We start from the raw sequence: 25,845 nt of genomic DNA, 5'->3' as shown, positions 1-25,845 counted from the left end.
GACTGATGTACGAAACCCGTACGCCTGATGTGGCGTCATCGTACTGATGCGTCAGGAGAGTTGGAGGAGACCCCGGAGGATGTCCCGGCTTTCGGCCGGATCCGGCCCGTCCTGCTGGAGCCGCTCCATCACCCGCCGGTACTGGGCGACCTCCTCGCGCTTGTCGAGGTAGAGAGCGCTGGTGAGCTGCTCCAGGTAGACGACGTCGGAGAGGTCGGACTCGGGGAAGCTCAGCATCGTGAAGGCGCCGCTCTCGCCGGCGTGGCCGCCGAAGCTGAACGGCATGACCTGGAGCGTGACGCCGGGGTGCTCGGAGACCTCGATGAGGTGCTTCAACTGGCCGCGCATGACGGCCCGGTCGCCGTACGGGCGGCGCAGCGCGGCCTCGTCGAGGACGGCGTGGAGCTGCGGGGCGCGCTCGGAGACGAGGACCTTCTGGCGTTCGAGCCGCAGGGCGACCCGGCGGTCGATCTCGGCGCGCGGGGCGTCGGGCATGCCGCGCGTGACGACCGCCTGGGCGTACTCCTCGGTCTGCAACAGGCCGTGGACGAACTGCACTTCGTAGACGCGGATGTGGGAGGCGGCGCCTTCGAGCCCGATGTACGTCTGGAACCAGCCCGGCAGGACGTCGCCGAAGCTGTGCCACCAGCCCGCGACGTTGGCCTCGCGGGCGAGCCCGAGGAGGGCGCCGCGCTCGGCCTCGTCCCCGACCCCGTAGAGCGTGAGCAGGTCCTCGACGTCCCTGGCCTTGAAGCTCACCCGTCCCAACTCCATGCGGCTGATCTTGGATTCGGACGCGCGGATCGAGTAACCGGCCGCCTCCCGGGTGATGCCGCGCGACTCGCGCAACCGCCTCAGCTGGGAGCCCAGCAGGATGCGCCGCACCACGCTTCCGTTCGCTCCGCCCGTTTCGCCTGCGGTCACGGCCCCAGCCTCCCCATTTACGGTGTCGACCCCCGTCGAATCCCCCGTCGCATCCCCGTCGAGCCCCGGATTCTGCCACCAAACGCTTCAGCGCGTACACATTCGATTACGGAAAGGCGGCGACTTCCGGGCATCCACGGGCACAGTGCGTGCAGATCCGGGGAAGTTCCCTTCCAGTAGTGGACCCGGCGCGGACGACTTATGCACAGATTAGGCACAGGAAAGGACAGGTCCGGCGCGTGCACGTGCATCTGCCCTTGCATCCGGGGGTCGCATTCGGAACCATGGGGCCCGCGCAGCCGCGTACTCGTTCGTGTTGTCGTGTTGTCGCACCACAGTCGCGATTCCCGGGAGTGCCTCGCATGGGGACGAATGGATCGACCGTGCTCGAGCCGTTACGGCAGGGCCTTCCGCCGCTCGATCCCGGCGCCGTCTCCACCTCCGCCTCCTGCGCGCTCCCCGCGCGGTACGAAGCCGTGGGCGGGGCACGGAAGTTCACCAGCGCGACGCTCGACCGCTGGGAGCTGTCGGAGCGCTTCGACGACGTGGCCCTGGTCGTCTCCGAGCTCGTCACCAACGCGCTGCGCCACGCGGTGCCCTCGGACGCGTGTCAGGACGACGTCCAGGGCCCGCCGGTCCGCCTGCACCTGATGCGCTGGGCCTCGCGCCTGGTGTGCGCCGTGCGCGACCCCAGCGTGGAGAGCCCGGAGGCGCGCGGCGGCGAGGAGGACTTCTCCGCCGAGTCGGGGCGCGGCCTGTTCCTGGTGGACTCGTTCAGCGACAGCTGGGGCTGGCACCCGCTGGCGGGGACGCTCCGGGGCAAGGTGGTGTGGGCGCTGTTCCAGATCGGACCGGAGTAGACGGCACGTGTGCACGGGGAAGGGCCCGGCGGTGACCGCCGGGCCCTTCCCCGTACGTCCTGCGCGCTCACACCAGGTGGTCGAACTCCCCGTCCTTCACGCCGAGCAGGAGCGCCTCTATCTCGGCGGGCGTGTAGACGAGCGCGGGCCCCTCGGGATGGCGGGAATTGCGGACGGCAACGTTTCCCCCCGGAAGTTTTGCGAACTCCACGCACGAACCCTGGGAGTTGCTGTGCCTGCTCTTCTGCCACACGACACCGCGCAGCTCGGTGGCCGCCATGCCGTTGTACGCGTGATGCGCAGGATGCACTGGTAGCTCCCGAGTTGCTTGGTGCAGGTGTCAACTTGCTCGGATCATAGCCGTGTTCATATGCGGCTGCGTGAGCAGATGCACGTGCACGCGGGGTGCTGTAGCGGATACGCGACAGAGCGTGCCACCTGCCGGTATGCGCTTTTCCGGCCCCTCAGCCGGGGAGTCCGGCGAGCCGCTTCCCCGCCCGGTCGTACAGCGTCACGGCGGTCTCCCCGACGCCCGGTCCGGTGTGCGCGTACCAGACCCCCCAGCCGGGCCGGCCGGGCAGTTCGAGGAGGGTCGCGAGGACCGTGCGGCCCCCGGGGGCGGTCAGCTCGACCCGGCCCGCCGTACGGGTCCCGTAGTAGAGGCCCGAGTGGAAGGCGCCCGCCGGGCCCCCCTCGCTCTGGTGGCTGACGCCGGGCTCGGAGGTGTCGACGTTGCCGTCGACGGCGCTGCGGAAGTTCTCGTACTCCTCCGGGCCGTTCCAGTGCTTGCCCTCCTCCGTCAGCCACACCGTGTAGCCCTGCCCGGCGTCGACGCGCTCGCCCGGGGCCACCACCCGGACCGGCGCCGGGTCCGGGGCGCGGGGCGGGGAGGGGGACGGGGTACGGGCGGTGCTCGGCTGCGCGGCGGCGTGGGCGGGGCCGGCCGGGGACGGGCGTACGGGGGTCAGGACCACGACCGCCGCCACGGCCGCGGCGGCGCCCAGCACCGAGAGCGCCGACAGACCCGCCGCCCGGCGCCGCCGCCGCGCCAGACCCGCGCGCCGGACGGCCGCCAGGGGGACGGGGCCGGGGACGACGTCACGGACGGCCCGCGCGAGGAGGTCGCGGACGTGCTCCTGGTCGGAGGGGGGCGAGGGGGAGGGGTCGGGATCGGGGTCGGGAGAGGGGGCGGGGGTCATCGGCGGGCTCCGGAGGGGGCGGGGAACGGCGGGGCGGAGGCGGGAGCCTGGCCGACATCGGTACCTGTACCGGTACCGGTACCGGTACCGGGTGCGGGGGCGAGGCGGGGGTGGGCGCGCAGGGCCGTCAGGCCGCGCCGGGCGTGGGACTTGACCGTGCCGACCGAGCAGTCGAGGACGCGCGCCGTCTCCGTCTCCGTCAGGTCCTCCCAGTACCGGAGCACCACCACGGCGCGCTGGCGGGGCGTGAGGTCCGCGAGGGCGGCGAAGAGCGCGGTGCGCTGTTCGACCGTCTCGGCGTGGCCCCCGGAGGTGTGGCGGAGGGAGTCCGGCAGGACCGGCGTCAGCAGGTGGGCGACCCGCTTCCGGCGGATCCGGCTGAGGTTGTTGTTGATCAGCGCGCGGCGGACGTAGAGGTCGACCTCGTCCCGGGGGACCCGCCGCCACCGCCCGTACACCTTGGCGAGCGTCGTCTGCACCAGGTCCTCGGCCTCGTGGAAGTCCCCGGTCAGGAGCTGGGCCGTGCGGACCAGGCGGGGCCAGGCGGCGACGGCGAACCCGGTGAACCCGTCGTCTCCGGCGGCGGGGCCGTCGTCTCCGGTGGCGGACTCGTGCGGCACGGTGGCGGACCTCGCGATCGGTGGGGACGGGAAGGGGGACGCGGCGGGGCCCGCCCCGTGCCGGGCCCCGCCGCGCGTCGTGGGCCGGCGGCTCAGAAGGGTCCGGCCGGCAGGTCGGCGAGGAGCGTGCCCCGGCGGTCGTACAGCGCGACGGCGAGGCCGCCCTTCCCGGTGGGCGCGGGGGTGTGGGCGTACCAGACGCCCCAGTCGGGGCGGCCGGGCAGCGCGAGGAGGGTGGCGACGGTCCTGCGGCCCCCGGAGTCGGTCAGTTCGACGCGGCCGGCCCGGGTGGGGCCGTAGAAGAGGCCCGAGTGGAAGACGCCCTCGGCGGTCCCCTCGCTCTGGTGGCTGACGCCGGGCTCGGAGCGGTCGACGTTGCCGTCGACGACGCTGCGGAAGTTCTCGAAGCCGTCCGGGCCCGCCCAGTGCTTCCCCTCCTTCGTCAGCCAGACGGTGTAGCCCCGTCCGGCGTCCACGCGCTCGCCGGAGCGGACTGTACGGATCCGGGTGGGGGCGGGGTCGGCCTCGGCGGGGGCGGCCACCGTGGTCGCGGTCTCGGCGGAGGGCCCGGGGGCCGCTCCCACGGCGGACGGCGCCGCGAGTGCCAGGGAGGCCACGACGGCCACGGCGGCGGCCGGCAGGTGCTTCTTCATCCGAGTGCTCCCGGGGTCCCGGGGCCGCGACCGTCCGCGACCCTCACTCCTCTCAACTCCGTACACCCCGGGGACGGGTGACACGGTGCCGGAATCCCGTCGGAATCCCGTCGGAATCAGCGGCTCGGGGTGGTCTCCGAGAGGGCCGTGGCGAGTTCGTCCAGGCTCTCCAGGAGCAGGACGGCGCCCTTGTGGAGGAGGAAGTGGTCCGGTGGTTCGCCGGACCAGGCGTCGACCGTCTTCCGCAGGTCGTCCCAGCCCGGCTCCTCGCGCTCCCGGACCTCCTTCGCGCCCCGCCCGGTCGACCGGCGCAGGGAGTCGGCGAGGACGGCGGCGTACGGGAGGGGTGCGGCGCCCCGGTCGGGCAGGTGGGCCTCCATGAGCATCGCCACCCGGCCGAACTCCCCGAGCGCGTGCTCGGCCTGCTCGACCGCCGCGTGCGAGAGGCCCCGGTGGCGCACCGGCTCGTGTGCCGCGCGCTCCAGGGCCTCCTGCCAGGCGACCCGGGCGGCGCGGGTCCTCAGGAGCGCCTCGCGGACGACGGGGTCGGCCGGGCCGGCGGGGTCGGCGTACCCGGCGGTGACGACGGCCGCGTACCGTCCGACGGCCTCCAGCCAGTCCGCGAGCAGGCCGCGCAGCCGGGGGGTCTCCCAGGCCGGGTAGACGGCGTACGCCAGCATCGCGAGGAGCCCGCCGAGGAGGGTGAGCAGCACCCTCTCCCTTACGGTCTGGTCCACTCCCCCGCCGGCCGTGCCGAGCAGGAAGACGACGTACGCGGAGACGCAGACCTGGCTCGCCGCGTACCCCGTCCGCATCAGCAGGTACATCCCGAAGGCGCACAGCACCGCGAGTCCGGCCGAGAGGTACGCGCCCGGGTGCGCCGAGCGGACGACCGCCGTCGCGAGGCCGACGCCGACCAGGGTGCCGCCGAAGCGGGCCACCGAGCGGGCGTACGTCTGCGAGAAGTCCGGGCGCATCACCATGACCGAGGCCATCGGGGCCCAGTAGCCGTGGCCGAAGGGGAGGACGGTGCCGAGGAGGTAGCCGGCGGCGGTGACCACCGAGACGCGGATCGCGTGGCGCAGGACCGGGGACTCGTGGCGCAGCTCGGCGCGGACCTGGGCGAGGACGAGGGGGGCGAGGCGGAGGAGGGTGGGGCGGGAGCGGGCCACGCCCGTGCGGACCGACGTCTCCGCGTGCGGCTCGGCGGTCTCCAGGACGTCGCCGAGGAGGGCGGTGAGGCGGACGGCGGCGCGGCGCGGCGGGCCGGTGAGGACGGAGCCGGAGCCGGGGGTGCGGAGGGCGGCGAGGGCGGGGGCGGGCGGGGCGACCGGGTCGCCGTGGCGGATGGCGTGCGCGGCTGCGTCGAGGACGGCGGCGGCGGCGTCGAGGAGTTCGCGCACCCGGTCCCGCTGCGGGCCCTCCCCCGGGACGCCGACGGCCGGGTCCGCGAGCGAGGCGAGGACGGGGCGGATGCGTTCGGCGAGGCCCCGGGAGCCGTGCAGCTCGGCCGGGCGGCGGCGGGCCTGGCGGGGGGTGACGGCGGCGGCGTTGCGGGCGGTCATGAGCGGGACGGGGTCGAAGGGGGCGACCGGGTCGTGGCGCAGGCGGCGGGCGTAGTCGGCCTCGGCGGCGAGCGCGTCCGCGAGGGCGTCGCGCTGGGCGCCCCAGCGGCGGGCCGGGAGGAGGGCGGCCAGGGCGGCCTGGACGACGCCGCCCGCGAAGATCACGGCGGCGTGGCCGGCGGCGGTGGCGACGGAGGTGGGGAGGGTGACCGTGACCAGCATCATCGCCACGTTGGAGGAGGCGATGAGGCCGGCGGTGGGGCCGGCGGCCCAGGCGAGCCCCGCCAGGAACGTCCAGAGGAGCAGCAGGGCGAGGAAGAGCCCGTCGTGGGCGCCGACGAGGTAGCCGACGAAGGTCGACGCGGCGAGGCTGGCGCCGGAGGCGAGGGCGAGGACGGGGCGGGGGCGCCAGGAGCGCTGGAAGGTGGCGATGGCGGCCTGGAAGGCGCCGAAGGCGGAGGAGACGGCGACGGCGGGGCCGAAGAGGGCGAGCGAGAACCCGACGACGAGCGCGAGTCCCAGCGCGCCCCGCGCCGCCCCCACCGGCTCCAGCCGCCGCCGCTCGACGGTGAGCCCGGAGCGGACGGTTCCTTTCAGGGCCCGGAGCCAGCTCATGCGGGAAGCGTATCCGTACCATCCGGCACGAAATGGTCATGCGCTCCGGAGCGGGGGCTCCCGTGGGGCCCGGCTCTCCAGGAGTCGGGGTCCCGTGGCCTACCCGTCGGACGGACCCCGGGACCCGCCCTCCACCCGGTGCCGTTCCGGGTGGAGGGTCGCCCGGTCGGCGGCCGTTGCGCCGTGGGTCCAGCCCGCCTCGTCCCAGGCGGCGCGGACGCGGGTGGTGCGGGTCTCGGGGAAGAGTTCGTCCGTGCGGGTGGTGACCGCCGCCTCGCGGGAGGCGAGGGCCGGCAGGAGGGTCGGGGCCTCGGCGGCCACCCGGCGGGAGGTCGCCGAGAGCCGGGCGCCCAGCCGGTTCGCGTACGCGAGCAGGAAGGACTGCCGGAAGGACTTCGTGCGCTTGCGGCCGCCCGCCCGCTGCTCCGCCTCCGCCCGCGTCATCGCCGCCGTCCCCTGCACGAGCAGCGAGGTGTAAAGCAGCTCCACCGGGTCCAGGTCCGACTCGAAGCCGACCACCGTGGAGAAGCCGTGCGCCTCGTTCCACACCGCCCGGCAGTGGTTCGCCGTCGCCACCGCGTCCAGCAGGATCGCCTTCGCCTGCTCGTACGGCGGTTCCACCCCGATCCGGAGCGCCCCGGGCGCCTCCGGGGACGGCGCCCCCGCCGCGAGGGACGCCTCGTCGAGGCTGTGCCGGGCCATCAGCTCCTGCGCCTTGGCCGTCAGCGCCTCGGCCTCCTCCGGGTATCCGGTCGCCTCCGCCTTCGCGAGCAGCGCCCTGATCCGGCCCAGCATCCGGGGCTCCCCCGCGACCGGCGGCGGCAGCGCCTCCCCCGGCGCCGGCCCGACCGCGTCCAGGCGCGGCAGCCGGACGAGCAGCCGGTACAGCTCCAGGACGGCGGTCGCGTACGAGAAGCGGTCGGCCGGGCGGCCGGGGCCCTCGGGCAGCTCGGCCACCTGCGCCGCCCAGCGGTGCGGCAGCCGCCCGTACCCCGCCGTCTCCGTCCTGATCAGGCCCGCGAGGAGCCGTACGTGCTCCTCCGCCAGGTCGCGGCGGGCCGTGCGGAGCAGGTCCGCGGGCTGCCAGCCGCGCCCCCACAGCGTCCGGACGAACTCCTCGCCTCGCCGCGCCAGTTCCGCGTCCGCGCCCCGGTCGGCGGCGAGCAGCGAGGCCGCCGTGTCGAGCGACCCGTCGTCGCTCGCGTACAGCGCCTCGAAGGCCTTGTCGATGGTGGTGCCCACGCCGTCCTCGCGTCCCGTCCCGGTGCCCGTTCCCCTCCCCATGGTCTCAGCCCCCGCCGGGCGCCCCCGGGGGCAGGTGCGAGGGGCGCCCCGCGTGGCGCGCCGTCCGGCGACCGGTCATGGTGGGACGACGGGGCGGTGACCGGGGTCGGAGCCGGGTCACCGCCCCGGTCCCCTCGTCAGGCGACCGTTCCCGCCGCCTTCGCCGCGCGCCACTCCGGCGCCAGGACCGACCAGACCTCCTCGTCGTGGCGGCGGCCCCGGTGGGCGTGGCTCTCGCGCAGGACCGCGTCCCTGGTCATGCCCAGGCGGCGGGCCACGGCGATGCTCGGCGCGTTGTCGGAGGAGACGACCCACTCCACCCGGTGGATCCCGCGCGCCTCGATCGCCCAGTCGACGAGCGCCCGCGCCGCCCGGGTCACCAGGCCCCGGCCCGTCGCGGCCGGCTCCAGCCAGCAGCCCGCCTCCGCCGTGCCGTGCGCGGTGTCGAGCGTCCGGAGGATCACGGCGCCGACCAGGGTCCCGTCGAGCCGGATGCCGTGGATGCGGCCCGTGTCGGCCGCCGTCCTCTCCGCGTACGTCCGGAGGAAGGCCCGGCTGGACTCCAGGTCGGTGACGACGTCCGGGAGCGCGTTGCGCGCGCCGATGAACTCCCGCCCCCGGTCCATGTGCGCCAGGAACTCGTCCGCCTGCCACGGTTCGAGCGGGCACAGCTCCGCTCCGTCGTCCCCCAGGGACATCGCGTACATCGTCCTCCCCCTCCACGTCCGGATCCGGTGTCCGCGCCCCAGCGTAGGAGAACCGGGTCTGTCAGTGGCAACTGCCAGACTCGCCCCCATGAACGAGAGGTGGGCGCTGGCCGCCGAGGAGGAGGGGGACGGGGCCCTGCTCGCGCCCCTCGGCCCGGACGGGGCGCCCGCCGGGCCGGTGCGGCGCGAGCCGGACCTGGTGGCGGCCGTGCGGGACCGGCCGGAGGTGGCCCGGTGGGTGTGGCGGTCGACGGCCGAGGTGTATCCGAGGCTGCTCGCCGCCGGGGTGCGGGTCGAGCGGTGCTACGACGTGGAGGGCGCCGAGCAGCTGCTCCTCGGGCACGAGGGGCGGCTCGGCGAGCCCCGCTCGGCCGCCGCCGCCTGGGCGCGCCTGCGGAACGCGCCGGTGCCGCCCGACCCGCCGCCCCGCACCGCCGAGCCCGGCTCGCAGGACTCGCTCTTCGAGCCGCGCCGGGTGGCCTCCGTGCCCTTCGAGGGGCTCCTCGCGGTCTACGCGGAGCAGCTGCGCCGCCACGGCCTGGCCGAGCACCCGGGCAGGATGCGGCTGCTCACGGCCGCCGAGTCGGCGGGAATGCTGGTGGCCGCCGAGATGCACCGGGCCGGGCTGCCGTGGCGGGCCGACGTGCACCGGGGGCTGCTGGACGAACTGCTCGGCGAGCGGTACGCGGGCGGGGGCGAGCCGCGCCGCCTGGCCGAGCTCGCGGACGAGGTGTCGGCCGCCCTCGGCCGCCGCGTCCGGCCCGACCTGCCCGCCGACGTGGTGAAGGCCTTCGCGGGGGCCGGCGTCAGGCTGCGCTCCACGCGCCGCTGGGAGCTGGCCCGGGTCGACCACCCGGCGGTGGAGCCGCTGATCGCGTACAAGAAGCTGTACCGGATCTGGACGGCGCACGGCTGGTCCTGGCTGGCCGACTGGGTGCGGGACGGCCGGTTCCGGCCGGAGTACCTGCCCGGGGGCACGGTCAGCGGGCGCTGGACGACCAACGGCGGCGGGGCCCTGCAGATCCCGAAGGTGATCCGGCGGGCCGTGGTCGCCGACGAGGGCTGGCGGCTCGTCGTGGCCGACGCCGACCAGATGGAGCCGCGCGTCCTCGCCGCGATCTCCCGCGACCCCGGTCTGATGGAGGTCGCGGGCCACCCCGACGACCTGTACACCCGGCTCTCGGCCCGCGCCTTCTCCGGTGACCGCGAGCACGCCAAGCTGGCGCTCCTGGGGGCGGTCTACGGGCAGACCAGCGGCGACGGCCTGAAGAACCTGGCGGCGCTGCGCCGCCGCTTCCCGCTCGCCGTGGCGTACGTCGACGACGCGGCGAGGGCGGGCGAGGAGGGCCGGCTCGTGCGCACCTGGCTCGGCCGGACCAGCCCGCCCGCGGCCGGCGCGGGCGACGCCGACGAGGCGGGCCTGCCCCAGGAGGGCGGGGAGGAACCGGCCGTGGAGGAGGGCGAGTTCACGCCCGGGTACGCCTCGGGGAACACGCGGGCGCGGGGCCGCTTCACCCGCAACTTCGTCGTCCAGGGCAGCGCCGCCGACTGGGCGCTCCTGATGCTGGCGGCCCTGCGGCGCTCCCTCGCCGGGATGCGGGCGGAGCTGGTCTTCTTCCAGCACGACGAGGTGATCGTGCACTGTCCGGCGCAGGAGGCGGAGGCCGTCACGGAGGCGGTCCGGGCGGCCGGGGACGAGGCGGGGCGGATCACGTTCGGGGAGACGCCGGTGCGGTTCCCGTTCACGACGGCGACGGTGGAGCGGTACTCGGACGCGAAGTAGGGCGTACGGGGGAGGAGTTCTCTCCCCGTACGCCTCCCCCCACGGTCCTACTTGATCAGCTTCCACCACTTCGGGCTCAGCGCGATCGCTTTCAACTGCTCGACGGTCAGGGCGGGTTCGGCGCGCGTGGCGGGGGCCCGGTAGCCGTCGGAGTTGAGGGTGGTGATCACGACCCGGAAGCCGTCGGGCGTGAGGGTGTCGACGGTCCGCGCGACGACGCCGTCGCCGCCCTTCTCCGCGGCCTCCTGGGTCACTCCGACCAGGCGGCCGTCGGGCAGGGTGGTGGCCCCGATGCCGTGCAGGTGGGCGGCGACGTCGGCCATGCCGGTCTGGACGTTGATCTCGACGAGGCTCCGGCCCCTGCCGTCGTCGACGACGACGTACCCGTAACCGCTCTGCCCGCCCTTGTCCTTCACCTTCGCCTCCCGGGGGAGGAGGGAGCGCAGGGTGGACTGGAGGGCGTCGGCGGAGGGCTCGTCCGGCGTGCTCGGGGGCGCGGTCGGCCGCGGCGGCTCTGGCAGCTTCGCGAGCAGTGACCTCCAGGCGTCGGCCGTGACGAGGGCCTTGAGCCGGTCGAGGCTGAAGGGCGGGTTCTCGCGGCTGACCGGGGCGCCCTTCTCGGCGGGTGCGTTGTACTCGTTCACGTCGACGAGGAAGCCGGTCCGGGTGAGCAGGGTCGCCCGCCAGTTCTTGGTCTCCTCGCGCCGGTCGGGGTACTCGTACCCCTGGAGGAGCATCAGCCGGCCGACGCCGGGGAGCTTCTCGGTGGTGCACTCGACGTCGGGGGCGTGGGCCTCGTCGGGGCAGGTGACCATGCCCTCGCCGGCGCCGTGGGCGCGGGCGAGGGAGACGGAGACGGCGGCCTTGCCGTGTCCGTCGTCGTACACGCCGAGCACGCTCTGGCCCACCCCGTCCTCGTCGTCGATCTTCCACCGCCCGGCGGGGGTGTGGGCCTTGAGGACGGCCGCGAGGTCCTTGACGGGGAGGTGCGCGATGTCGGCCGGCGGCCCGGTGGTGGAGGCCGGCTTCGGCGCCGTCGCCACGGACGCGGTGTCCGCCGCTCCGGTGGGGCCGAAGAGCAGGCCGCCGTACACCCCGCCGACGCCCAGGGCGGCGAGCGCGAGGGCGCTGCCGGTCACCGCGAGCCTCCGGCGCACCAGGCGGCGCCGGCCGCGCCGGAGGCCGCCCTCGACGAGCCCGCGCCGGTCGTCGGCGGCGAAGCCGTCGCCGGTGCGGCGCAGGACCGCGCCGAGCTCCTCCTCGAAGCCGTCGTCGTGGGGGCCGTCGTGCTGCGGGTCTTCGTTCCGGGGCATGCGGGATCACCGTCTCGGGTTCGGGGCGGAAGGAGTGGGGAGGGGGGTCCGGTCAGCGGACGGCGAGCTCGGCGAGGCCGCCGCCGAGCCGTTCCCGCAGCTTGGCGAGGGCCCGTACGGACCGGGTGCGGACCGCCGCGGAGCTGACGCGCAGGGCCTCGGCGGTCTCCTCGACGCTGCGGTCCTCCCAGTAGCGGAGCACCACGACGGCCCGGTCCTTGGGCGCGAGCCCGGCGAGGGCGTCGAGGAGCGCGATGCGGAGCGCCGGGTCCCCGTCGGCCTCGGAGGCGCGGTCGGGCAGCTCGCCGAGCGGGCGCTCGGTGGCCGAGCGGCGCCGCTGGTGGCTGAGGAAGGTGCGGACGAGCACCGTCTGGGCGTACGCGGCGGGGTTCCCGATCCGTGCCACGCGGCCCCACAGGGCGTACATCCGGCCCAGCGTCTCCTGGGTGAGGTCCTCGGCCAGATGGGTGTCGCCGCCGGTCAGCAGGCATGCCGAGCGGAACAGGGGCCCCGTGCGCGCGGAGGCGAACTCCAGGAACTCGTTCGCCCGGGACTTTCTCATGCCCCTCCTCGTCTCGGCCGCGTCGTCTCGGTCACGGCGTGCGTTCGCCGTACATCCCATTGACGCGACGGGGGCGGGCATATGTTTCAGATAAATCGGAAGAGATTCCCGCCCGGCGCATCCAAAGAAGCGGAATCGGGTAATCCGTAGACATGAACACTCTCAGCGCAACAGAGAACCTGGCGGCTGGAGTCTGGCAGTCCGGTCTGGCGCAGGTTCTCGGCGGTCTCATCGTCGTCGCCGTCCTCATCGGCGCGTTCGCGTTCGGCATCCGCGTCCGGAACCGCGAGTCGGCGCCGCCGAAGACCGAGGAGCAGCCGCACCGGCCGGACGACGGCTCCCTGCCCGGCGAGGCGAGCGAGTACCGCCAGGGGGCCGAGATGCCGCACACCGACGCCGAGCACCGGCTCATGCCGTACCAGCTCAACCACTCCGGCACGGAGACCTCGCCCCAGCCGCCGGACGAGGAGAAGCGCAAGTGGGGCGGCATCTCCAGCGGAGGCTTCGGCAGCGGAGGCACCGGGCACGGCGACTGACCGGACGCACGCGCGGGAGCGGAATCCGGCGACGGGGCACGACCCCGCCGCCGTTTCCGCGCGCACGCGTACGGACCCGGACCCCTCCGCCTACTTCCCCGCGGCGCGCCCCGCGCGGGAGGCGATGTGGGCGGGCGGCGCGAAGCCCTCGGGCAGGGCGGGATCGGTGACGGGTTCCCCGAAGGCGGTCACCACCGGCAGGACCCCCGCCCACAGCCCGAGCGCCGCGTCCTCGGAGTCCCCGTCGTCCGGCGGCCCGCTCCGCGTCTTCACCGAGGCCTCGGTCAGGTCGAGCACGAGGAGGGCGGTCGCGGCCAGCTCCTTGCGGCTGGGCTTCCGCGCGTACTCCCACTGCCCCGGCGCGCTCTGTTCGGTCAGCACCCGCAGGCCCCGCAGCTTCTCCTCGGGGTCGGTCACGAGCCGGGGGACCCCGTAGACCATCGCGCACCGGTAGTTCACCCCGTGCTCGAAGACGGACCGCGCGAGGACGAGCCCGTCGACGTGGGTGACCGTCACGCAGACGGTGGCCTCGGGCGCGCGGACGAGGCTGCGGCCGGCGACCGACCCGTGGAGGTAGAGCCGGTCCCCCTCCACCCCGTACGCGGTGGGCACCACCATCGGCGTCCCGTCGACGACGACCCCGAGGTGGCACAGGAACCCGGCGGCCAGCACCGCGTCCAGATCGGCCCGCCGATGGCTCCCCTGCTCCCGCATCCGCCGCAGCCGGGTCCGTTCGGTGACGTCCAACTCCGCAGTGCTCACGCTTCTCCCTCGCCCCTCGTCCCATCGATCACCGTTCAGGTGTTCGTACGGGTGTTTGTACGGGGTCGGAGCCCGTCACCGCCACCGGCGCCCTCCTGCCGGGACACCGGCTCGGTCCAGGCGCAGGCGACCGGCACCGCGTCGCGGTCGTCGTGGGGTGCGGACCAGTGGACGCGGTTCCAGGTGCCCGTGCGGGGGTCGAGGGGGACCGGCACGGTCCAGGGGCGGCCGGAGAGGCCCTCTCCCCGGGCCTTCACGCAGGCCTCCTGGACGGTGAAGACCCGGGCGAAGCCGAGCCTGCGGGCGTCCTCGGGCAGGGCGGCCAGGGCGTCGGCGTCCCCGGGGAGGCAGCAGCGCCGCAGCAGGCGGTCGCCGACGGGGGCCGGGACCTGGACGTCGACTCCGACGTCCCGGCCCCGGCCGACGGCCGCGGCGACCCAGCCCGCGGAGTGCGAGAGGCTCACCCCCGGGCCGGGCCGGCCGGGCAGGTACGGGCGACCGCCCGGAAGCGCGGCGACCGGCCCGTCCCCGGCGTCCTCGCCGACCTCCCGCAGCAGGAACCGCAGCAGGGTCCGCGAGGCGAGGTGTTCCGCGGCCCGCCACGGCGGCAGCCCCGCCGCGGCCACCCGGTCCGCGGCGGCGACGGGCAGCACGCCCAGCACCTCCTCGTTCCGGGCGGCCAGGTGGTGCACGCCGTCGACGGGCGTGCGGATCCGGCGGCCGGGCAGGGGCGTGCGGGCCCCGTCGGGCACGGGCGGACCGGCCCCGTCAGGCGCGGTCCGGGACACGGTGCAGGGTGCGGATCGGGCGGGTCGCCAGGAGGGCGGTGGCGGTGAGGAAGGAGACCACCACGCCGACCACGAGGACCGTGTCGGTGCCGAACGCGCCGACGGCGGGCCCGGCCAGCGCGCTGCCGATCGGGTACATGCCGACGGACCCGGCGACCTCGTAGGCGTGGACGCGGTTGAGGACCTCGCCCGGCACCTGCGTCTGCACGCTGGTGGCCCACATGACGCCCCAGACGCCGATGCCGGCGCCGACCAGGACCTGCGCGGCGACGAGCAGCCAGACCGGCCAGCCGAGCACGATGCCGAGCGGGTAGAGCGGGTACGCCATCATCGCCACGGCCCCGGCGGCGAGCGGACGCTGGGGCTTGTAGCGGATCGCGAGGAGCCCGCCGGCCACCGTGCCGGCGCCGAGCGCGGCGTTGATCAGGCCGAAGGCGCTCGCGCCGTGCTCGGGCACGATGACGCCGGCGGCCACCGAGAGCTGCGGTCCCCAGGACAGCACCGCGTAGAACATCCAGATCAGGATGACGCCCCAGAGCCAGCTGCGGGAGCGGAACTCCTGCCAGCCGACCGCCAGGTTGCGCCACAGGCTCTCGCCGGCCGGCGGGGCGGGCACCGCGCCGAGCCGGAGGGCGAACAGGCAGATCGCGCTGGTGCCGTAGGCGACGGCGGAGATCACCATGACCCAGCCGGTGGACCCGAAGCCGACCAGGGCGCCGGCCAGCGCCGGGCCGCCGAGGCCGGTGATCGCCTCGGAGGTGCGCAGCACGCCGTTGGCGCCCTGGACGTCGCGGGAGACCAGGGGGACGGTCGAGGAGGCGCCCGGTTGGAACAGGGCGTTGGCGGTGCCGGCGACGACGAGCAGCGCGTACAGCTGCCAGAGGTGGTCGATGCCGTGGAGGAAGAGCAGGGCGAGCAGGATGTGGGCGGTGAGGTTGGCCAGGTCCGCGACGATCATCATCCGGCGGGCGGTGAACCGGTCGGCGAGCACCCCGCCGAACAGCACGAGGCCGGCGAACGGGGCGACCAGGAAGGCCATCGAGTACCCGGCGGTGTCCAGGCCGTACCCACCGCTGAGCAGACCCGCCGCGACCGCGACCGGCAGCATGGCCCAGCTCAGCAGGCCGGCGCTGCGGGCGGTGAAGTAGTACCGGAAGTTGCGGGACCAGATCGCCGGTTCGTCCGGGGAGGGTCCCGAGGCCCGCGCCCCGGGCTCCCCCGGCTCTCCCGGCTTTCCCGAGGCCCGCGCCCCGGGCTCCCCCGGCCCTTCCGGCGGCGGCGTCTCCAGCTTCCCCGGCTCTCCCGGCGGGGGCGCCGTCGTCCGGGCGGGCTCTGCCAAGCGTTCTTCCATGACCCTTCAGTCCTCCGGTCGTTGATCGGGGTTCGCGGGGGGGCTCAGACGCCTTCGGGGCCCGTGCGGGGCGGTGGGGCGAGTTCGTCCAGGGCGACCGGTTCCAGGCCGCGTTCGAGCAGGCCCTCGACGATCGCCGGGAGGGCCGCCACGGTCTGGCTCCGGTCCCCCGCGCCCTCGTGCATCAGGACCACCGAGCCGGGGCCGACCCCCTCCAGGACGGTCTTGGCGATCTGCTCGGGCCCCGGCCGCGACCAGTCGCGGGCGTCCACGTCCCACATCGTCAGGGTGGCCGGGTGCGCGGCCAGGGCGGCGAGCACCTCGGGGCTCAGCGCCCCGTACGGCGGCCGGAACCAGGCCGGGGCCGCGCCGGCCACCCGGTCCAGCTCCTCCGTCGTCCGGTCGATCTGCTCGCGCAGCTGCCCCGGCGTCAGGTCGAACAGGAAGGGGTGCGACCAGGAGTGGTTGCCGAGCCCGTGGCCGCCCGCCACGATCCGGCGCACCTCGTCGGGCAGCGCGGCGACGTGGTGGCCGACGCAGAAGAAGGTCGCCCGGGCCCCGTAGCGGTCCAGGACCTCCAGGACCTGCCGGGTGAAGACCGGGTCGGGGCCGTCGTCGAAGGTCAGCGCCACCTTCGGGACGTCCCGGCGGCCGTGCTCGAAGCAGCGCCCGGCCGCCGTCAGGGCCTTCTGCGCGGGCTCCCCGCGCCGTACGCCCTCGAAGTACTCCTCGGCGCGGCCGGTCAGGGTGCCGCCCTCGGCGGTCACCCGGGCCAGGTCGCCGGGCGCGGCCAGGGCCCGTTCCGCGAGCTGCCCGGCCGTGACGGAGCCGAAGTCCGGCCGGGGCGGAAGGAGCCAGGGGTCCGCCCGGTAGACCTCCAGGCCGGCGGCGGTCATGGGGCCGTCGAGCAGGCCGTTGGTGCTGTCCAGGACCACGGCCGGGGCCGGCCCGCCGTCGAGGTCCCGCAGCCAGGCGACGAGTGCGGCGACCCGGGCGGCGCCCCAGTCGCGCGGCTCCGCCACCCGGCGGCCGGTGCCGTCCAGGACCTCGACCCGGTAGCCCGCCTCGGTCCAGGCGATCCCCGCGTACCTCTTCTCCGTCAGCGGCGTCATCAGTCCCCCAGCGCGATCGCCTCGGCGACGACCAGCCGCTCGACCCCGCGCAGGAAGCGCTCCATGCCCGCGCGGTCGAGGACCGCCGGGTCGGCGGTCATGGCGAGGTCCAGGGCGCCCGGGGCGGTCAGCACGTCCACCGCCGCCGAGACGTTCCTGCGGGCCGGGAACTCCGTCGGCCAGCTCAGTTCGGTCCGGCCGATCAGCTCGCTCAGCGGGGCCTTCGGCCTCTCGACGCCGTCGAAGGGCCCGACGCCGGGGTCGCGGGTGTCGTTCCACCAGTACGAGTGGTCAGCCGCCTCCCCCTTCTCGACGAGGAGCGCCACCTCGCGGTCGAGCGCCCACTTGTCGTACGCGGCGTGGCGGAAGGCGCTGAACGCGACGGACCGGGTCCGGCGCACCGCGTCCTCGAAGTCCCGGTCCGCGTCCGTGAGGCGGAAGAGGGCCTCCTGCGCCACCGTGCTGACGGAGGCGGCGGCGGCCGGCTGGAAGCGGTTGCCCACCACGACCTGGAAGAGCACGTCACCGCTCCCGGACATCCGGGCGAGCTGGTGGGAGGCCGCCCCCAGGAGGACGGCGGCGTCGCTCACCTCCAGCTCCGCCGCGACCCGCCCGACGGCGACGGCGAGGGCGGGCGAGCGCAGCAGCGCGTTGGGGAACCCGCGGTCCGGATCGTCCGCGAGCTCCGGCGCCGCCGGCTCCCGGACGATGCGCCGGGGGCCCGCGGTGAGCTGCTCGATCCAGTGGCGGCGGGCCGCCTCGTCGCGGCGGCGGCCGAGCGGGGAGGCCTGGACCTCGGCGGCCTCCAGGGGCTGGAGGGCGGGGCGCGACGCGCGCAGCGACGCGGCGGTCTCGCCCGCCTGGACGGACTCCAGGTCGCGCAGGAGCCGGCCGAGGCCCCAGTAGTCCATGCCGGTGTGCGCGCCGGCCAGGACGAGCCGGTGGACCAGGCCGCCGGACTCGATCAGGCCGACCCTGAGGGGCCACTCCCGGGTGTGGTCGAAGGGGCGTCCGGCCAGCTCGCCGAGGAGGGCGGCGCCGTCCTCGGCGGAGCGTTCCGCCGGGCCCGTGCGGACCTCCACCGGGAGTTCGCCGCTGCCGTCCACGACCTGTTCGAGGCCGTCCTCGCCGTCCGGCAGGAAGCGGGTGTGCAGGCTGTCGTGGAGCAGGAGCAGCTCGGTCAGGTCCGCGAGCACGCGGTCCACCGGGCGGGGCGGGGAGACGGGGAGGTGGACCGGCAGGTTGTACCGGGGGGCGTCGTCGCCGAGCCGGGTCACGACGCCCCAGATGGCCCGCTGGCCCCAGGTCGCCGGGCCTCTCCCGGCCCGTGCGGAGTCCAGTCTGATGGTCCGCTGCTCCTCAGCCGTGGTCATGGTGTTCCTGCCTTCCCTTCGGGTGCGTCGTCGGGTGTCTGTCGGAGCCGTCTGCGAGAGCCGGGGGCGTCTGTACGAGCGGCGGGACCGTCCGTACGAGCCGGGGGGCCGCGTCTGTACGAGCCGGGAGGCCGCGGGCGGGCCGTCGCGCTTCCGGTGGGGGTAGAAGCGCGACGGCCACCCGGACCGAGGGGACCGAGGGGTCAGCCCCCGTCGCCGGCGAAGAGCGCCACGTGCGTACGGCCCGAGCGCGGGTCCGTGTCGCACAGCACGATCCGCCGGTGCTCGCGCCCCCACTCCCGCCAGTGGTCGGCGAGGTCCAGCCAGACGCCGGTGCAGTAGCTGCCCGGGGCCGCCCGGTGCACCGGGCCGCCGTGTCCGGGGAGGTCCCCGGACACCCAGGGACCGAGCACGAGGAGCGTGCCGTCCTCCCCGAGCTCCCGGCCGAGGGCGTCCGCCGCCGAACCGGCCGCGTGGGCACGGACGAACCGGGGGCCGTCCCCCCGCCCTGTGGAGGTGCCGAGGACGAGCGCCGCGGCCGAGTCGACCAGCGGGGTCTCCCGGACCAGCGGGAAGGGCGTCGGCAGGGTGGTCTGTTCGAGGACCGCGATCACGACCTCCGCCGCCCGTCCCGCCTTCGCGTACGCCGAGGCGATCCGCAGGGCGGTGAAGGGCGCGGCCAGGCCCTGCTGGGCGATCGCGAAGTTGGCCGCCCGGCCGCCGAGGCGGTCGGTGAGGTACGGCGCGACGGCGGTGAACGGCACCACGTCCGGGAGGGCGTGGGTGACGATCAGGAGCTCGGGCCTGCTGGCGCCGACGCCCTCGTCGGCGACGAGCAGGTCCGCGAGGTCCCGGTGCCGGACGTGCCGGCCGCCGTCGAACAGCTCCTCGTCCGGCTTCTCCCCGAAGGGGGCGAGCAGGTCGCGGAAGTAGCCGAGCGCGGCGGCCCGGTCGTCCGGTTCCCGGGCCTCGGGCGCGCGGACCGCGGCGGCGGCCCGGACGGCGAGTCCGCTCATGGCGTCCCCTCCTCTTCGCGGAGCGCGGCCTCGACGTAGTCGGCGAAGGAGCCCACGGTCCGCAGGTGGTCGATGTCGAGCGCCTCCGGGTCGACCGAGATCCCGGTCGCCTCCTCGACGGTCATGAGGAGGCCCAGGACGGCGAGGGAGGTGAGCTGGAGCTCGTCGAAGAGCGCGGTCTCCTCCGTGAGGCCGGTGACCGGCCGCTCCAGGACCTCGCCGAGCGCCTTCTCGATGGTGAGGATCAGCTCCTGACGGTTCATCGGGAACCGCCCCCCGCCCGGTGGGTGATGACCATGGCGCCGAAGGTGGCGCCCAGGCCGACGGAGACGAGGAGGTAGTGCGCGCCGTCCACCAGGCGGCCCTCGTCGCGCAGGGTGGTGTAGTTGACGAAGACGTCGGAGGCGAAGGTGTGGCTGTAGCGGGGGACGTTGTCCAGGAAGACCTTCTCCGGCTCCACCCCCAGCTCCTTGATCGTCTGCCGCCAGGCCAGCTTGTTGACGTTGTGCGGGATCACCAGGTCGACGTCGTCGAGGGTCAGCCCGGCCTCCTCCACCGCCTGGTGGATGACCTCGGCGATCCGGCCGCCGTACTGCTCCCCGAACTCGGTGTTCTGTTCGGGGGTCAGCTCCAGCCACTGGGCGTACTCGCCCAGGGTCCGGGTGGCGAAGGAGCGGACCACGTCCCCCTCGCCGTCCAGGGTGATCAGGCAGGAGGCGGCGGCGTCGGCCATGATCGAGGTGTTGGGGACGTGCTGGACGACCGGCGAGTACGCCTGTTCGCCGGTGACCATCAGGGCGTACGCGCCCTCGCCGCCCTCGGCGCGGAGCAGTTCGCCGAGGACCTCGATGGCGCCGAGGCTGCTGACGCAGGCCTGGTGGCTGAGGCCGAACGCCTCGGTGTCGGCGAGCCCGAGGTCGTCGCCGACCAGGCGCGCCACGTCCACGTCGGCGGGGGCGACCGCCTGGGTGACGTGGGCGTACGCCAGGTAGTCCACCCGGCCGCCCTCCGGGAGGGCGGCCAGGGCGCCGCGCGCGGCGGGCCGCAGCAGGTCCAGGAGCGGGAGCTCGGGGTCGTACCGGAGCCGGTCCAGGCCGTAGAACTTGCGGAACACGCCGAGCTGCGCCCGGTGCAGTCCGAGCCGTTCGCCCAGCTCCTCGATCCGTACGCTGCGCTCGGGCAGGTACGACTCGATGCGCTCCAGGGTGATCCGGCGGTCGGTGGCCGTCTGGGTCATCAGGACTTCACGACCTCGGCGCGGATCAGCCAGAGCCGGTTGGCGCCGCGGCGGTCCCTCGGCTGCACGTCGTACGGCCAGCGGCCCTCGCCGGCGCCGGGCTGGCCCGGCTCGCGCAGGTCGGTGGTCTTCCAGCCGTTCGCGGTCAGGAACTCCTCGGGCTCGTCGGTGCCGAAGATCCACGGCGTGCCGTCGGCGGCGAGGGTGTCCAGGAAGCGCTTCGAGAACGGGCTGCGCAGCAGGGCGCGGCCGAGGATGTCGAAGGCCAGGTGGCTGCCGGGGGCCGAGGCGGAGGCGAGCAGCCGGAGCAGTCCGGCGGCCTGCTCCTCGGTGAGGAAGAAGGTCAGCGCCTCGGCGACCCACAGGGTCGGGCGGTCGCGGTCGAAGCCCGCGGCCTCCAGGGCGGGCAGCCACTCCTGGGTGAGGTCGGCGGAGACCTCGCGCCGGTCGACGCGCGGCTCGGCCCCGAGGGCGGCGAGCCGGCGGCGCTTCTCGGCGATCAGGAGGGCGTGGTCGACCTCGTACAGTTCGGTGCCGTCCGGCCAGTCGAGCCGGAAGGCGCGGGTGTCCATGCCGGCCGCGATCAGCACGACCTGCTGGATCCCGCTCTCGGCGAGGACGTCCTTGATCGCGTCGTCCAGGAAGCGGGTGCGGATGGAGATGAAGGGCAGCAGGCCGCCGCCGGCGTAGCGCTCGATCAGCTCGAAGCCGCGGGGGGCGGCCAGGTCGCGGGCGAACGGGTCGACGAACAGCGCGTCCTCGCGCTCGGACTCCTCGGCGCGGGCCGCGGCCATCCACTGGGCGGTGTACGAGACTGCATCCATGGTGAAGACCCCTCCTCGGGATCGGGCGGAGCGGGATCAGGCGAAGAAGGCCTTCTCGATGCTGGCGAGGGTCTGGAAGTCGTCGATGTCGATGTTGTCGAAGTCGATCTCGACGCCCGCGGCGTCCTCGATCGTGTAGACGAGCTCGACGAAGGCGAGCGAGTCGACGAGCCGGCTCTCGATGAGGTCGACGTCGGAGGCGAGCTCGGTGCGCTCGGGGTGACGGCCGAGGATCCAGTCCCGGACCTTGTCGATACCTGCGGAACTCATGGCGTTTCCCTTCGGGGTCACTGCTCCAGCGGAACGGGGCGGTCGTGCGGTCGTGCGGGGGTGGTGCGGTCGTACGGGGAGGCGCGGTCGTACGGGGAGGCGCGGTCGTACGGGGTGGTGCGGTCGTACGGGGTGGTGCGGTCGTACGGGGTGGTGGCGGCGGCGACGGCGATGGCGAAGCCGGCGTCGTGGCTGATGCTCACGTCGATCGGGCCGATCCCGGCGGTACGGGCCAGCTCGGCCGCCCGGCCGGAGAGCCGGACCCCGGGCCGGCCGCCGGGGCCGCGCAGGACCTCGATGCCCTGCCAGGGGACGGGCTTCCCGACGGACCCGAGGAGCTTGAAGACGGCCTCCTTGGCGGCGAGGCGCCCGGCGATCCCCGACGGGTCGGGCGCGCCGTCGGGGGTCCGGGAGGCGGCGAGCTCCTCGGTGGAGAGGAGGCGGGTGAGGAGCGGTGCGGGGTGGGGGTCGGTTCCGGGGGCGGTTCCGGGGTCGGGACCGGTTGCGGGGCCGAGTCCGGTTACGGGACCGGGGTCGGTGCTGGTGCCGGGGTCGGGACCGGTTACGGGACCGGGGTCGGTGCTGGGACCAGGGCCGGATCCGGTCGCGAGGAGGTCGCGGACCCGGGAGAGGGGGACGAGGTCGACGCCGATCAGGGGCCGGGTCACGGCGCTTCGACGGCGGAGGCACCCGCGGTGGCGGTGCTCGTGGCGGTGCTCGTGGCGGCGCTGCTTGTGGCGGCGGCACCCGCGGTGGCGGCACCCTTGGCGAGCTCGGCGGCGGCAACCCGTACCGCGTCGAGCGCCGCGTCGAGGTCCTCCTCGAAGTGCTCCGTCAGGACGGCGAGCCAGCGCTCCAGGCCGAAGGCCACGCAGGAGGTGTAGGCGTGCTCGCCGGACTCCAGCCGGATCCCGCAGCGCTCGCCGAAGAAGTTGCGGTGGGTGTTGACGGAGGCGATCGCCAGGTCGCCGTACTGGAACTCGTACTTGACCGGGCTGAGCTTCTGCATCAGGGCGCGGCCGCCGTCGTTCCGGAAGAACGGGTCGCCCGCCGCCTCCCTGCCCAGCTCGATCCCGAGCGCGGCGGCGAAGGCCTGGATGCGTCCGGTGAAGCGGGCGAGGACGTGCTGGGTGTGCTCGAAGCCGCCGAGCGCGACGACCTCGCGCATCTGGAAGCTGGCGAGCCGGCGCAGGCCGCCGTAGTGGTCCTCGTTGCGGAAGCAGCGGTTGACCAGGGTCACCAGGGCGTCGTCGGCGACCTGCCCGCCCTCGTGGAAGAGGTAGGCGCCGTAGCAGGTGGCGTGCGGGAGCCCGTACCGCGCCTCGGTGACCGCGCCGGGCCCGAACCTCCCCTCCACCGGCTTGAACTGGTCCTCGGTCAGGTCGAGCGAACCGGCGACCCAGGCGAGGTGGGGGAAGTTGGTGTAGACGTCGAACTTCTCCAGGTCGGTCACCGGGAAGAGCGGCGGGGCGCTGATCTCCTCGGCGCCGTCCGCGAGCCCCCAGCCGGCGAAGACCCCGTCCAGCTCGCGGACGAGCCGGGTGGCCCCGGGCCCGAGGATGGCGAGGGCGGGGGCTCCGTCGCTCCCGGTCAGGCGGTTCATCGGACGATTCCCGTCTTCTCCAGGTACTTGGCGGTCTTGCGGAAGGTGCGCAGCTCGGCCTCGGCGCGGGCCGGGGATTCGAGCAGGGCCCGGCGCAGCTCGTGCGGGCGCTCCAGGCCGGCGTCGCGGTAGACCTGGGGGTGGTAGAGGGACTCGAAGCTGTGCTTCATGTAGCGGCGCAGATAGGTGGAGACCTGGTCCAGCTCCTCCTCTGTGGCGGTCTTCTTGAGGTCCAGGTGAAGGAGGTTGACCAGTTCGCGGCCGAAGGCGATGTGCCGGGACTCGTCCTGGTGGTGGATCCGGTTGATGCCGCGGATCGTCTCGTGCAGCCGCTCGTCCTCGGCCATCGCCGAGTTGAAGTGGTCGACCAGCTCCTCGAAGATCAGGATGCGGGCGAAGACCAGCAGGCTCTGGATCTTGTCCGAGGGGGCGGCCGCCTCCGCGCCGCCGGCCGGCTGCCGGTAGATCTTCCCGCCGTAACGGAGGCAGAATTCGGCGAAGAACCACATGTGCTCGTTCTCCTCACCGATGAAGTGGTGGAAGAACTCCGACGGCGTTTCGAAACCGGCGGTGTGGATCCGGTTGACCACCTCGATGAGCAGTTCCCGGATGCCGTGCACGTTGAGGCTGTAAAAATTGATGCTCTCGTGCTTGGAAAGCGCGTGGAGCTGCTGCGGAGTGAGCTTCTCGGCCCATTCCGTACCGTACGTGGTGGTGAGCTCGGGGCTCATCCACCACATGTCCTCGGGGAGCCGGTCCGGCCACTCGAACAGCCGGTACGGGTTGTAGTAGTCGTCGATCGACTTGGTGGCGAGCCGGTCCAGAATTCCCCGGAACCGGTCGTTGCGGTCGATCACGTCGCTGACCATCGCGCGATTTCTCCGTTCGCTTCGAGGGTTCTTCGCTGTTTCCAGACTGGGCCCCGGGGAGGGGTCCCCTCAATGCCCGGAACCGGCTGCCGAATTCGGTCAGTGGACGGAGCGGCGCAACGACCTCCCGGGCCTCACGGAGAAGGCGGACCGCCGTCCCCCCGCAGCGCGGCGAGCTCCGCGCGCAGGGCCGCGTTCTCGTCCTCCAGGGCGGCGAGACGGCCGCGGACCGGCGCCAGGGCCTCGGAGAGCTCCTCCTGGCTGAAGCGGGGGGTGATGTGGTTGGGGCAGTTCCAGGCGAAGGCCTCGACCCGGACGGTGACGAGCTGTTCGACCGTTCCCTCGGTGCGCGTCGCGTCCAGGCGCGCGGCGAGCGCGGGGTCCTCGCCGGCCGGCACGGCGGTGGCGCGGCCGAACAGCTTGAGGCGGGTCCGGCGTGCGTGGTCGATGAAGAAGAGCGCGACCCGGTCGTCGCCGCGCAGGTTGCCGGTGGTGATGTACTGCCGGTTGCCCCGGACGTCCAGGTAGGCGAGGGTGCGCGGGTCCAGGACGTGGACGAAGCCCGGCGGGCCGCCCCGGAACTGGATGTACGGCCAGCCGCTCTCGCTCACGCTGGAGAACAGGAAGCCGTCCAGGCCGCGGATGAAGCCGGCCGCGTCGGCGGTGAGCGGCTCGGGCCCGCCGTCCGGCTCCCGCAGGCGCCGGCCGGCCGCCGTGGCGCTGCCCATCTCCTCCTGGGCCTTCCGTACGGACGGGGTGTACGCGATGTGGTCGTAGCGGCTCACGCGGGGCTCCCCGGGGACGGGTCGACGTGGTCGTAGCGGCTCACGCGGCGCTCCCCAGGGACAGGTCGACCAGGCCGGCCCGGGCGGCGAGGACGCCGGCCTGGAAGCGGCTGCCGGCCGACAGCTCCTGCATGATCGCGGCCACGTGGCGGCGGAGGGTCCGCTCGGACATGCCCACCCGGCGGGCGATGGCCTCGTCCTTGGCGCCGGAGGCGAGCAGGTCGAGCAGGGTCGCCTTCAGGTCCCCCATCGTCCCGGCGTAGCCGGACGCCCCGGAGTCGAAGTCGAACGCGGACTCCCAGACCCGGGCGTGCAGCCCGGCGAGGAAGGACGCGACCGCGCCGTCGTAGACGACGGCGATGGCCTCGCCCTCGCCGGCCGGGATGAAGGCCGTCTTCCGGTCGAAGACCAGGAAGCGGTCGCGCACCTCCTTGGTGGTGCGCACCCGGCCGCCCGCGGGCAGGACCTCGCCGAGGTGCGCGCGGGTGTCGGAGTCGCCGCGGGCGGTGTGGGGGTAGAGGATCCGGCCCTGCGCGCCGCGCCGCAGCACGTCGAGGACGAGGGGGCGGGCCAGGCGCAGCTCGGGGGTCTCGCGGGCCACGCAGGGCTGCATCACCAGGACCTCGGTGGTGCAGGCCTGGGCGGCTTCGAGGAGGCGCAGCTCGATCTCCTCCCGGTCGTCGGTGATCACCACCGACTCGGCGCGGGCCCGGGACTGCTTCTCGAACGCGGCCGCGAAGGAGCTGAGCTGCCCCTTGAACCCGGCGAGGCGGCGGCGTCCGTCGAGGATCTCGCGCTCCAGGGGGACGAGCAGCTCCATCTGGGCGGCCTCCGGGCTGACCGCGACCAGCCGGCCCGTGCCGTCCTCGGCGGGCTTGACCAGGCGCAGTTCGCGCAGCACGCCGACCGCCTGTTCGGCCCGGTGGCGCGGGACGCCCAGCTCCTCGGCGATCCCGGCGGGGCTGAAGTCGGCGCGCCCGACGGCCCGCTCGTAGAACGTGACCACGAACTCGTCCACGGGGGCGGCCCTCCGGGCCTCCTGGCGTGGGATCTGTGTCGCGGTTTCCATCGTCACCTCGTTCTGGTCGCACGGATGTGGTCGGCAGGGAACGGTGCGGGAACGGCGCGGGAGCCCGTCCGGGGGGGCGGCGGCTCCGGAACGCTTCTGGATCGGTTCTGGATCGGTTTTGGATCTGTTCTGGATCGGTTCTGGATCGGTTCTGGATTGCGTACG

Annotated in this window: 28 protein-coding genes; 3 read left to right on the top strand and 25 right to left on the bottom strand. The window is 74.6% G+C overall.

The annotated features are described in order from the left end of the window. Positions 1-51: 51 nt before the first annotated feature. The gene (locus ACIP5O_RS03215) at positions 52-924 is read right to left on the bottom strand and encodes a helix-turn-helix domain-containing protein (protein ID WP_401287910.1); all 873 of its coding nucleotides are present in this window, start codon (positions 922-924) and stop codon (positions 52-54) included. A gap of 362 nt (positions 925-1,286) precedes the next feature. Between ACIP5O_RS03215 and ACIP5O_RS03210 the strand changes: the two genes are divergently transcribed. Next, positions 1,287-1,784 (top strand): ATP-binding protein, encoded by a 498-nt coding sequence (locus ACIP5O_RS03210; RefSeq protein ID WP_401287907.1) that lies wholly within the window; start codon positions 1,287-1,289, stop codon positions 1,782-1,784. 67 nt (positions 1,785-1,851) lie between these two features. On the opposite strand, the gene ACIP5O_RS03205 is transcribed toward ACIP5O_RS03210, so the two are convergent. From ACIP5O_RS03205 to ACIP5O_RS03175, 7 genes are all read right to left on the bottom strand, one after another. Continuing rightward, entirely contained in the window at positions 1,852-2,064 is a 213-nt protein-coding gene (locus tag ACIP5O_RS03205; protein WP_173861569.1) for a DUF397 domain-containing protein, read from the bottom strand. A 184-nt stretch (positions 2,065-2,248) separates the two neighbouring features. Further along, on the bottom strand, positions 2,249-2,983 hold the full coding sequence (locus ACIP5O_RS03200; RefSeq protein WP_401287903.1) for a hypothetical protein: 735 nt from the start codon (positions 2,981-2,983) through the stop codon (positions 2,249-2,251). After that, positions 2,980-3,603 carry a SigE family RNA polymerase sigma factor gene (locus tag ACIP5O_RS03195; protein ID WP_401287900.1) on the bottom strand — a complete coding sequence of 208 codons (624 nt, stop codon included), beginning with the start codon at positions 3,601-3,603 and terminating at the stop codon, positions 2,980-2,982. The genes ACIP5O_RS03200 and ACIP5O_RS03195 overlap by 4 nt, the downstream gene beginning before the upstream one ends. A gap of 92 nt (positions 3,604-3,695) precedes the next feature. Continuing rightward, the gene (locus tag ACIP5O_RS03190) at positions 3,696-4,256 is read right to left on the bottom strand and encodes a hypothetical protein (RefSeq protein ID WP_401287897.1); all 561 of its coding nucleotides are present in this window, start codon (positions 4,254-4,256) and stop codon (positions 3,696-3,698) included. Between the two features lie 116 nt (positions 4,257-4,372). Further along, entirely contained in the window at positions 4,373-6,436 is a 2,064-nt protein-coding gene (locus tag ACIP5O_RS03185) for an FUSC family protein (RefSeq protein WP_401287894.1), read from the bottom strand. Positions 6,437-6,535: 99 nt separating this feature from the next. Continuing rightward, the gene (locus tag ACIP5O_RS03180; protein ID WP_401287891.1) at positions 6,536-7,720 is read right to left on the bottom strand and encodes a DUF2786 domain-containing protein; all 1,185 of its coding nucleotides are present in this window, start codon (positions 7,718-7,720) and stop codon (positions 6,536-6,538) included. Between the two features lie 137 nt (positions 7,721-7,857). Beyond that, entirely contained in the window at positions 7,858-8,427 is a 570-nt protein-coding gene (locus ACIP5O_RS03175; RefSeq protein ID WP_401287888.1) for a GNAT family N-acetyltransferase, read from the bottom strand. Between the two features lie 88 nt (positions 8,428-8,515). Here ACIP5O_RS03175 and ACIP5O_RS03170 point away from each other — a divergent pair, with 88 nt between their 5' ends. Continuing rightward, positions 8,516-10,210, top strand: coding sequence for a bifunctional 3'-5' exonuclease/DNA polymerase (locus ACIP5O_RS03170; RefSeq protein WP_401287886.1), 1,695 nt, complete (start codon positions 8,516-8,518; stop codon positions 10,208-10,210). A gap of 47 nt (positions 10,211-10,257) precedes the next feature. Here the strand turns inward: ACIP5O_RS03170 and ACIP5O_RS03165 are convergent, their stop codons facing one another. After that, entirely contained in the window at positions 10,258-11,523 is a 1,266-nt protein-coding gene (locus ACIP5O_RS03165; RefSeq protein WP_401287884.1) for a hypothetical protein, read from the bottom strand. Positions 11,524-11,575: 52 nt separating this feature from the next. After that, complete coding sequence (locus ACIP5O_RS03160) at positions 11,576-12,085, bottom strand: SigE family RNA polymerase sigma factor (protein WP_401287882.1); 510 nt, start codon at positions 12,083-12,085, stop codon at positions 11,576-11,578. A gap of 152 nt (positions 12,086-12,237) precedes the next feature. Here ACIP5O_RS03160 and ACIP5O_RS03155 point away from each other — a divergent pair, with 152 nt between their 5' ends. Beyond that, the gene (locus tag ACIP5O_RS03155; RefSeq protein WP_401287879.1) at positions 12,238-12,621 is read left to right on the top strand and encodes a DUF6479 family protein; all 384 of its coding nucleotides are present in this window, start codon (positions 12,238-12,240) and stop codon (positions 12,619-12,621) included. Positions 12,622-12,711: 90 nt separating this feature from the next. On the opposite strand, the gene ACIP5O_RS03150 is transcribed toward ACIP5O_RS03155, so the two are convergent. The 15 genes from ACIP5O_RS03150 to ACIP5O_RS03080 form a co-directional block, all read right to left on the bottom strand. Further along, entirely contained in the window at positions 12,712-13,335 is a 624-nt protein-coding gene (locus ACIP5O_RS03150; protein WP_401288137.1) for a pyridoxamine 5'-phosphate oxidase family protein, read from the bottom strand. A gap of 83 nt (positions 13,336-13,418) precedes the next feature. Continuing rightward, positions 13,419-14,135 (bottom strand): 4'-phosphopantetheinyl transferase family protein, encoded by a 717-nt coding sequence (locus ACIP5O_RS03145; protein WP_401287877.1) that lies wholly within the window; start codon positions 14,133-14,135, stop codon positions 13,419-13,421. A gap of 16 nt (positions 14,136-14,151) precedes the next feature. Further along, on the bottom strand, positions 14,152-15,522 hold the full coding sequence (locus ACIP5O_RS03140; protein ID WP_401287875.1) for an MFS transporter: 1,371 nt from the start codon (positions 15,520-15,522) through the stop codon (positions 14,152-14,154). A 44-nt stretch (positions 15,523-15,566) separates the two neighbouring features. Continuing rightward, entirely contained in the window at positions 15,567-16,634 is a 1,068-nt protein-coding gene (locus tag ACIP5O_RS03135) for a polysaccharide deacetylase family protein (RefSeq protein ID WP_401287872.1), read from the bottom strand. Further along, the gene (locus ACIP5O_RS03130; RefSeq protein WP_401287870.1) at positions 16,634-18,007 is read right to left on the bottom strand and encodes a condensation domain-containing protein; all 1,374 of its coding nucleotides are present in this window, start codon (positions 18,005-18,007) and stop codon (positions 16,634-16,636) included. Before ACIP5O_RS03130 ends, ACIP5O_RS03135 begins: the two co-directional genes overlap by 1 nt. 203 nt (positions 18,008-18,210) lie before the next feature. Then, a complete protein-coding gene (locus ACIP5O_RS03125) occupies positions 18,211-19,023 on the bottom strand; it encodes a hypothetical protein (RefSeq protein ID WP_401287869.1) in 813 nt (270 codons plus the stop codon). Further along, on the bottom strand, positions 19,020-19,286 hold the full coding sequence (locus ACIP5O_RS03120) for an acyl carrier protein (protein WP_401287866.1): 267 nt from the start codon (positions 19,284-19,286) through the stop codon (positions 19,020-19,022). The genes ACIP5O_RS03125 and ACIP5O_RS03120 overlap by 4 nt, the downstream gene beginning before the upstream one ends. Further along, positions 19,283-20,260, bottom strand: coding sequence for a 3-oxoacyl-[acyl-carrier-protein] synthase III C-terminal domain-containing protein (locus ACIP5O_RS03115; RefSeq protein ID WP_401287863.1), 978 nt, complete (start codon positions 20,258-20,260; stop codon positions 19,283-19,285). The genes ACIP5O_RS03120 and ACIP5O_RS03115 overlap by 4 nt, the downstream gene beginning before the upstream one ends. Further along, positions 20,260-21,084 carry a class I SAM-dependent methyltransferase gene (locus ACIP5O_RS03110; RefSeq protein ID WP_401287861.1) on the bottom strand — a complete coding sequence of 275 codons (825 nt, stop codon included), beginning with the start codon at positions 21,082-21,084 and terminating at the stop codon, positions 20,260-20,262. The genes ACIP5O_RS03115 and ACIP5O_RS03110 overlap by 1 nt, the downstream gene beginning before the upstream one ends. Before the next feature lie 36 nt (positions 21,085-21,120). Continuing rightward, the gene (locus tag ACIP5O_RS03105; RefSeq protein ID WP_125667508.1) at positions 21,121-21,354 is read right to left on the bottom strand and encodes a phosphopantetheine-binding protein; all 234 of its coding nucleotides are present in this window, start codon (positions 21,352-21,354) and stop codon (positions 21,121-21,123) included. Between the two features lie 17 nt (positions 21,355-21,371). Further along, complete coding sequence (locus ACIP5O_RS03100; protein WP_401287858.1) at positions 21,372-22,022, bottom strand: 4'-phosphopantetheinyl transferase superfamily protein; 651 nt, start codon at positions 22,020-22,022, stop codon at positions 21,372-21,374. Further along, positions 22,019-22,957 (bottom strand): hypothetical protein, encoded by a 939-nt coding sequence (locus ACIP5O_RS03095; RefSeq protein ID WP_401287855.1) that lies wholly within the window; start codon positions 22,955-22,957, stop codon positions 22,019-22,021. The genes ACIP5O_RS03100 and ACIP5O_RS03095 overlap by 4 nt, the downstream gene beginning before the upstream one ends. Next, positions 22,954-23,826 (bottom strand): diiron oxygenase, encoded by an 873-nt coding sequence (locus tag ACIP5O_RS03090; protein WP_401287852.1) that lies wholly within the window; start codon positions 23,824-23,826, stop codon positions 22,954-22,956. The genes ACIP5O_RS03095 and ACIP5O_RS03090 overlap by 4 nt, the downstream gene beginning before the upstream one ends. A 134-nt stretch (positions 23,827-23,960) precedes the next feature. Continuing rightward, positions 23,961-24,611: a pyridoxamine 5'-phosphate oxidase family protein gene (locus ACIP5O_RS03085; protein WP_356539139.1), complete on the bottom strand. Its 651-nt coding sequence runs from the start codon at positions 24,609-24,611 to the stop codon at positions 23,961-23,963. Positions 24,612-24,651: 40 nt separating this feature from the next. Continuing rightward, positions 24,652-25,680 (bottom strand): LuxR C-terminal-related transcriptional regulator, encoded by a 1,029-nt coding sequence (locus ACIP5O_RS03080; protein WP_401287849.1) that lies wholly within the window; start codon positions 25,678-25,680, stop codon positions 24,652-24,654. Positions 25,681-25,845: the final 165 nt, after the last annotated feature.

It is taken from the genome of Streptomyces sp. NPDC088915, from assembly GCF_044749825.1.
Taxonomy (GTDB): Bacteria; Actinomycetota; Actinomycetes; order Streptomycetales; family Streptomycetaceae; genus Streptomyces.
This window is presented reverse-complemented; position numbering and strand designations above follow the sequence as displayed.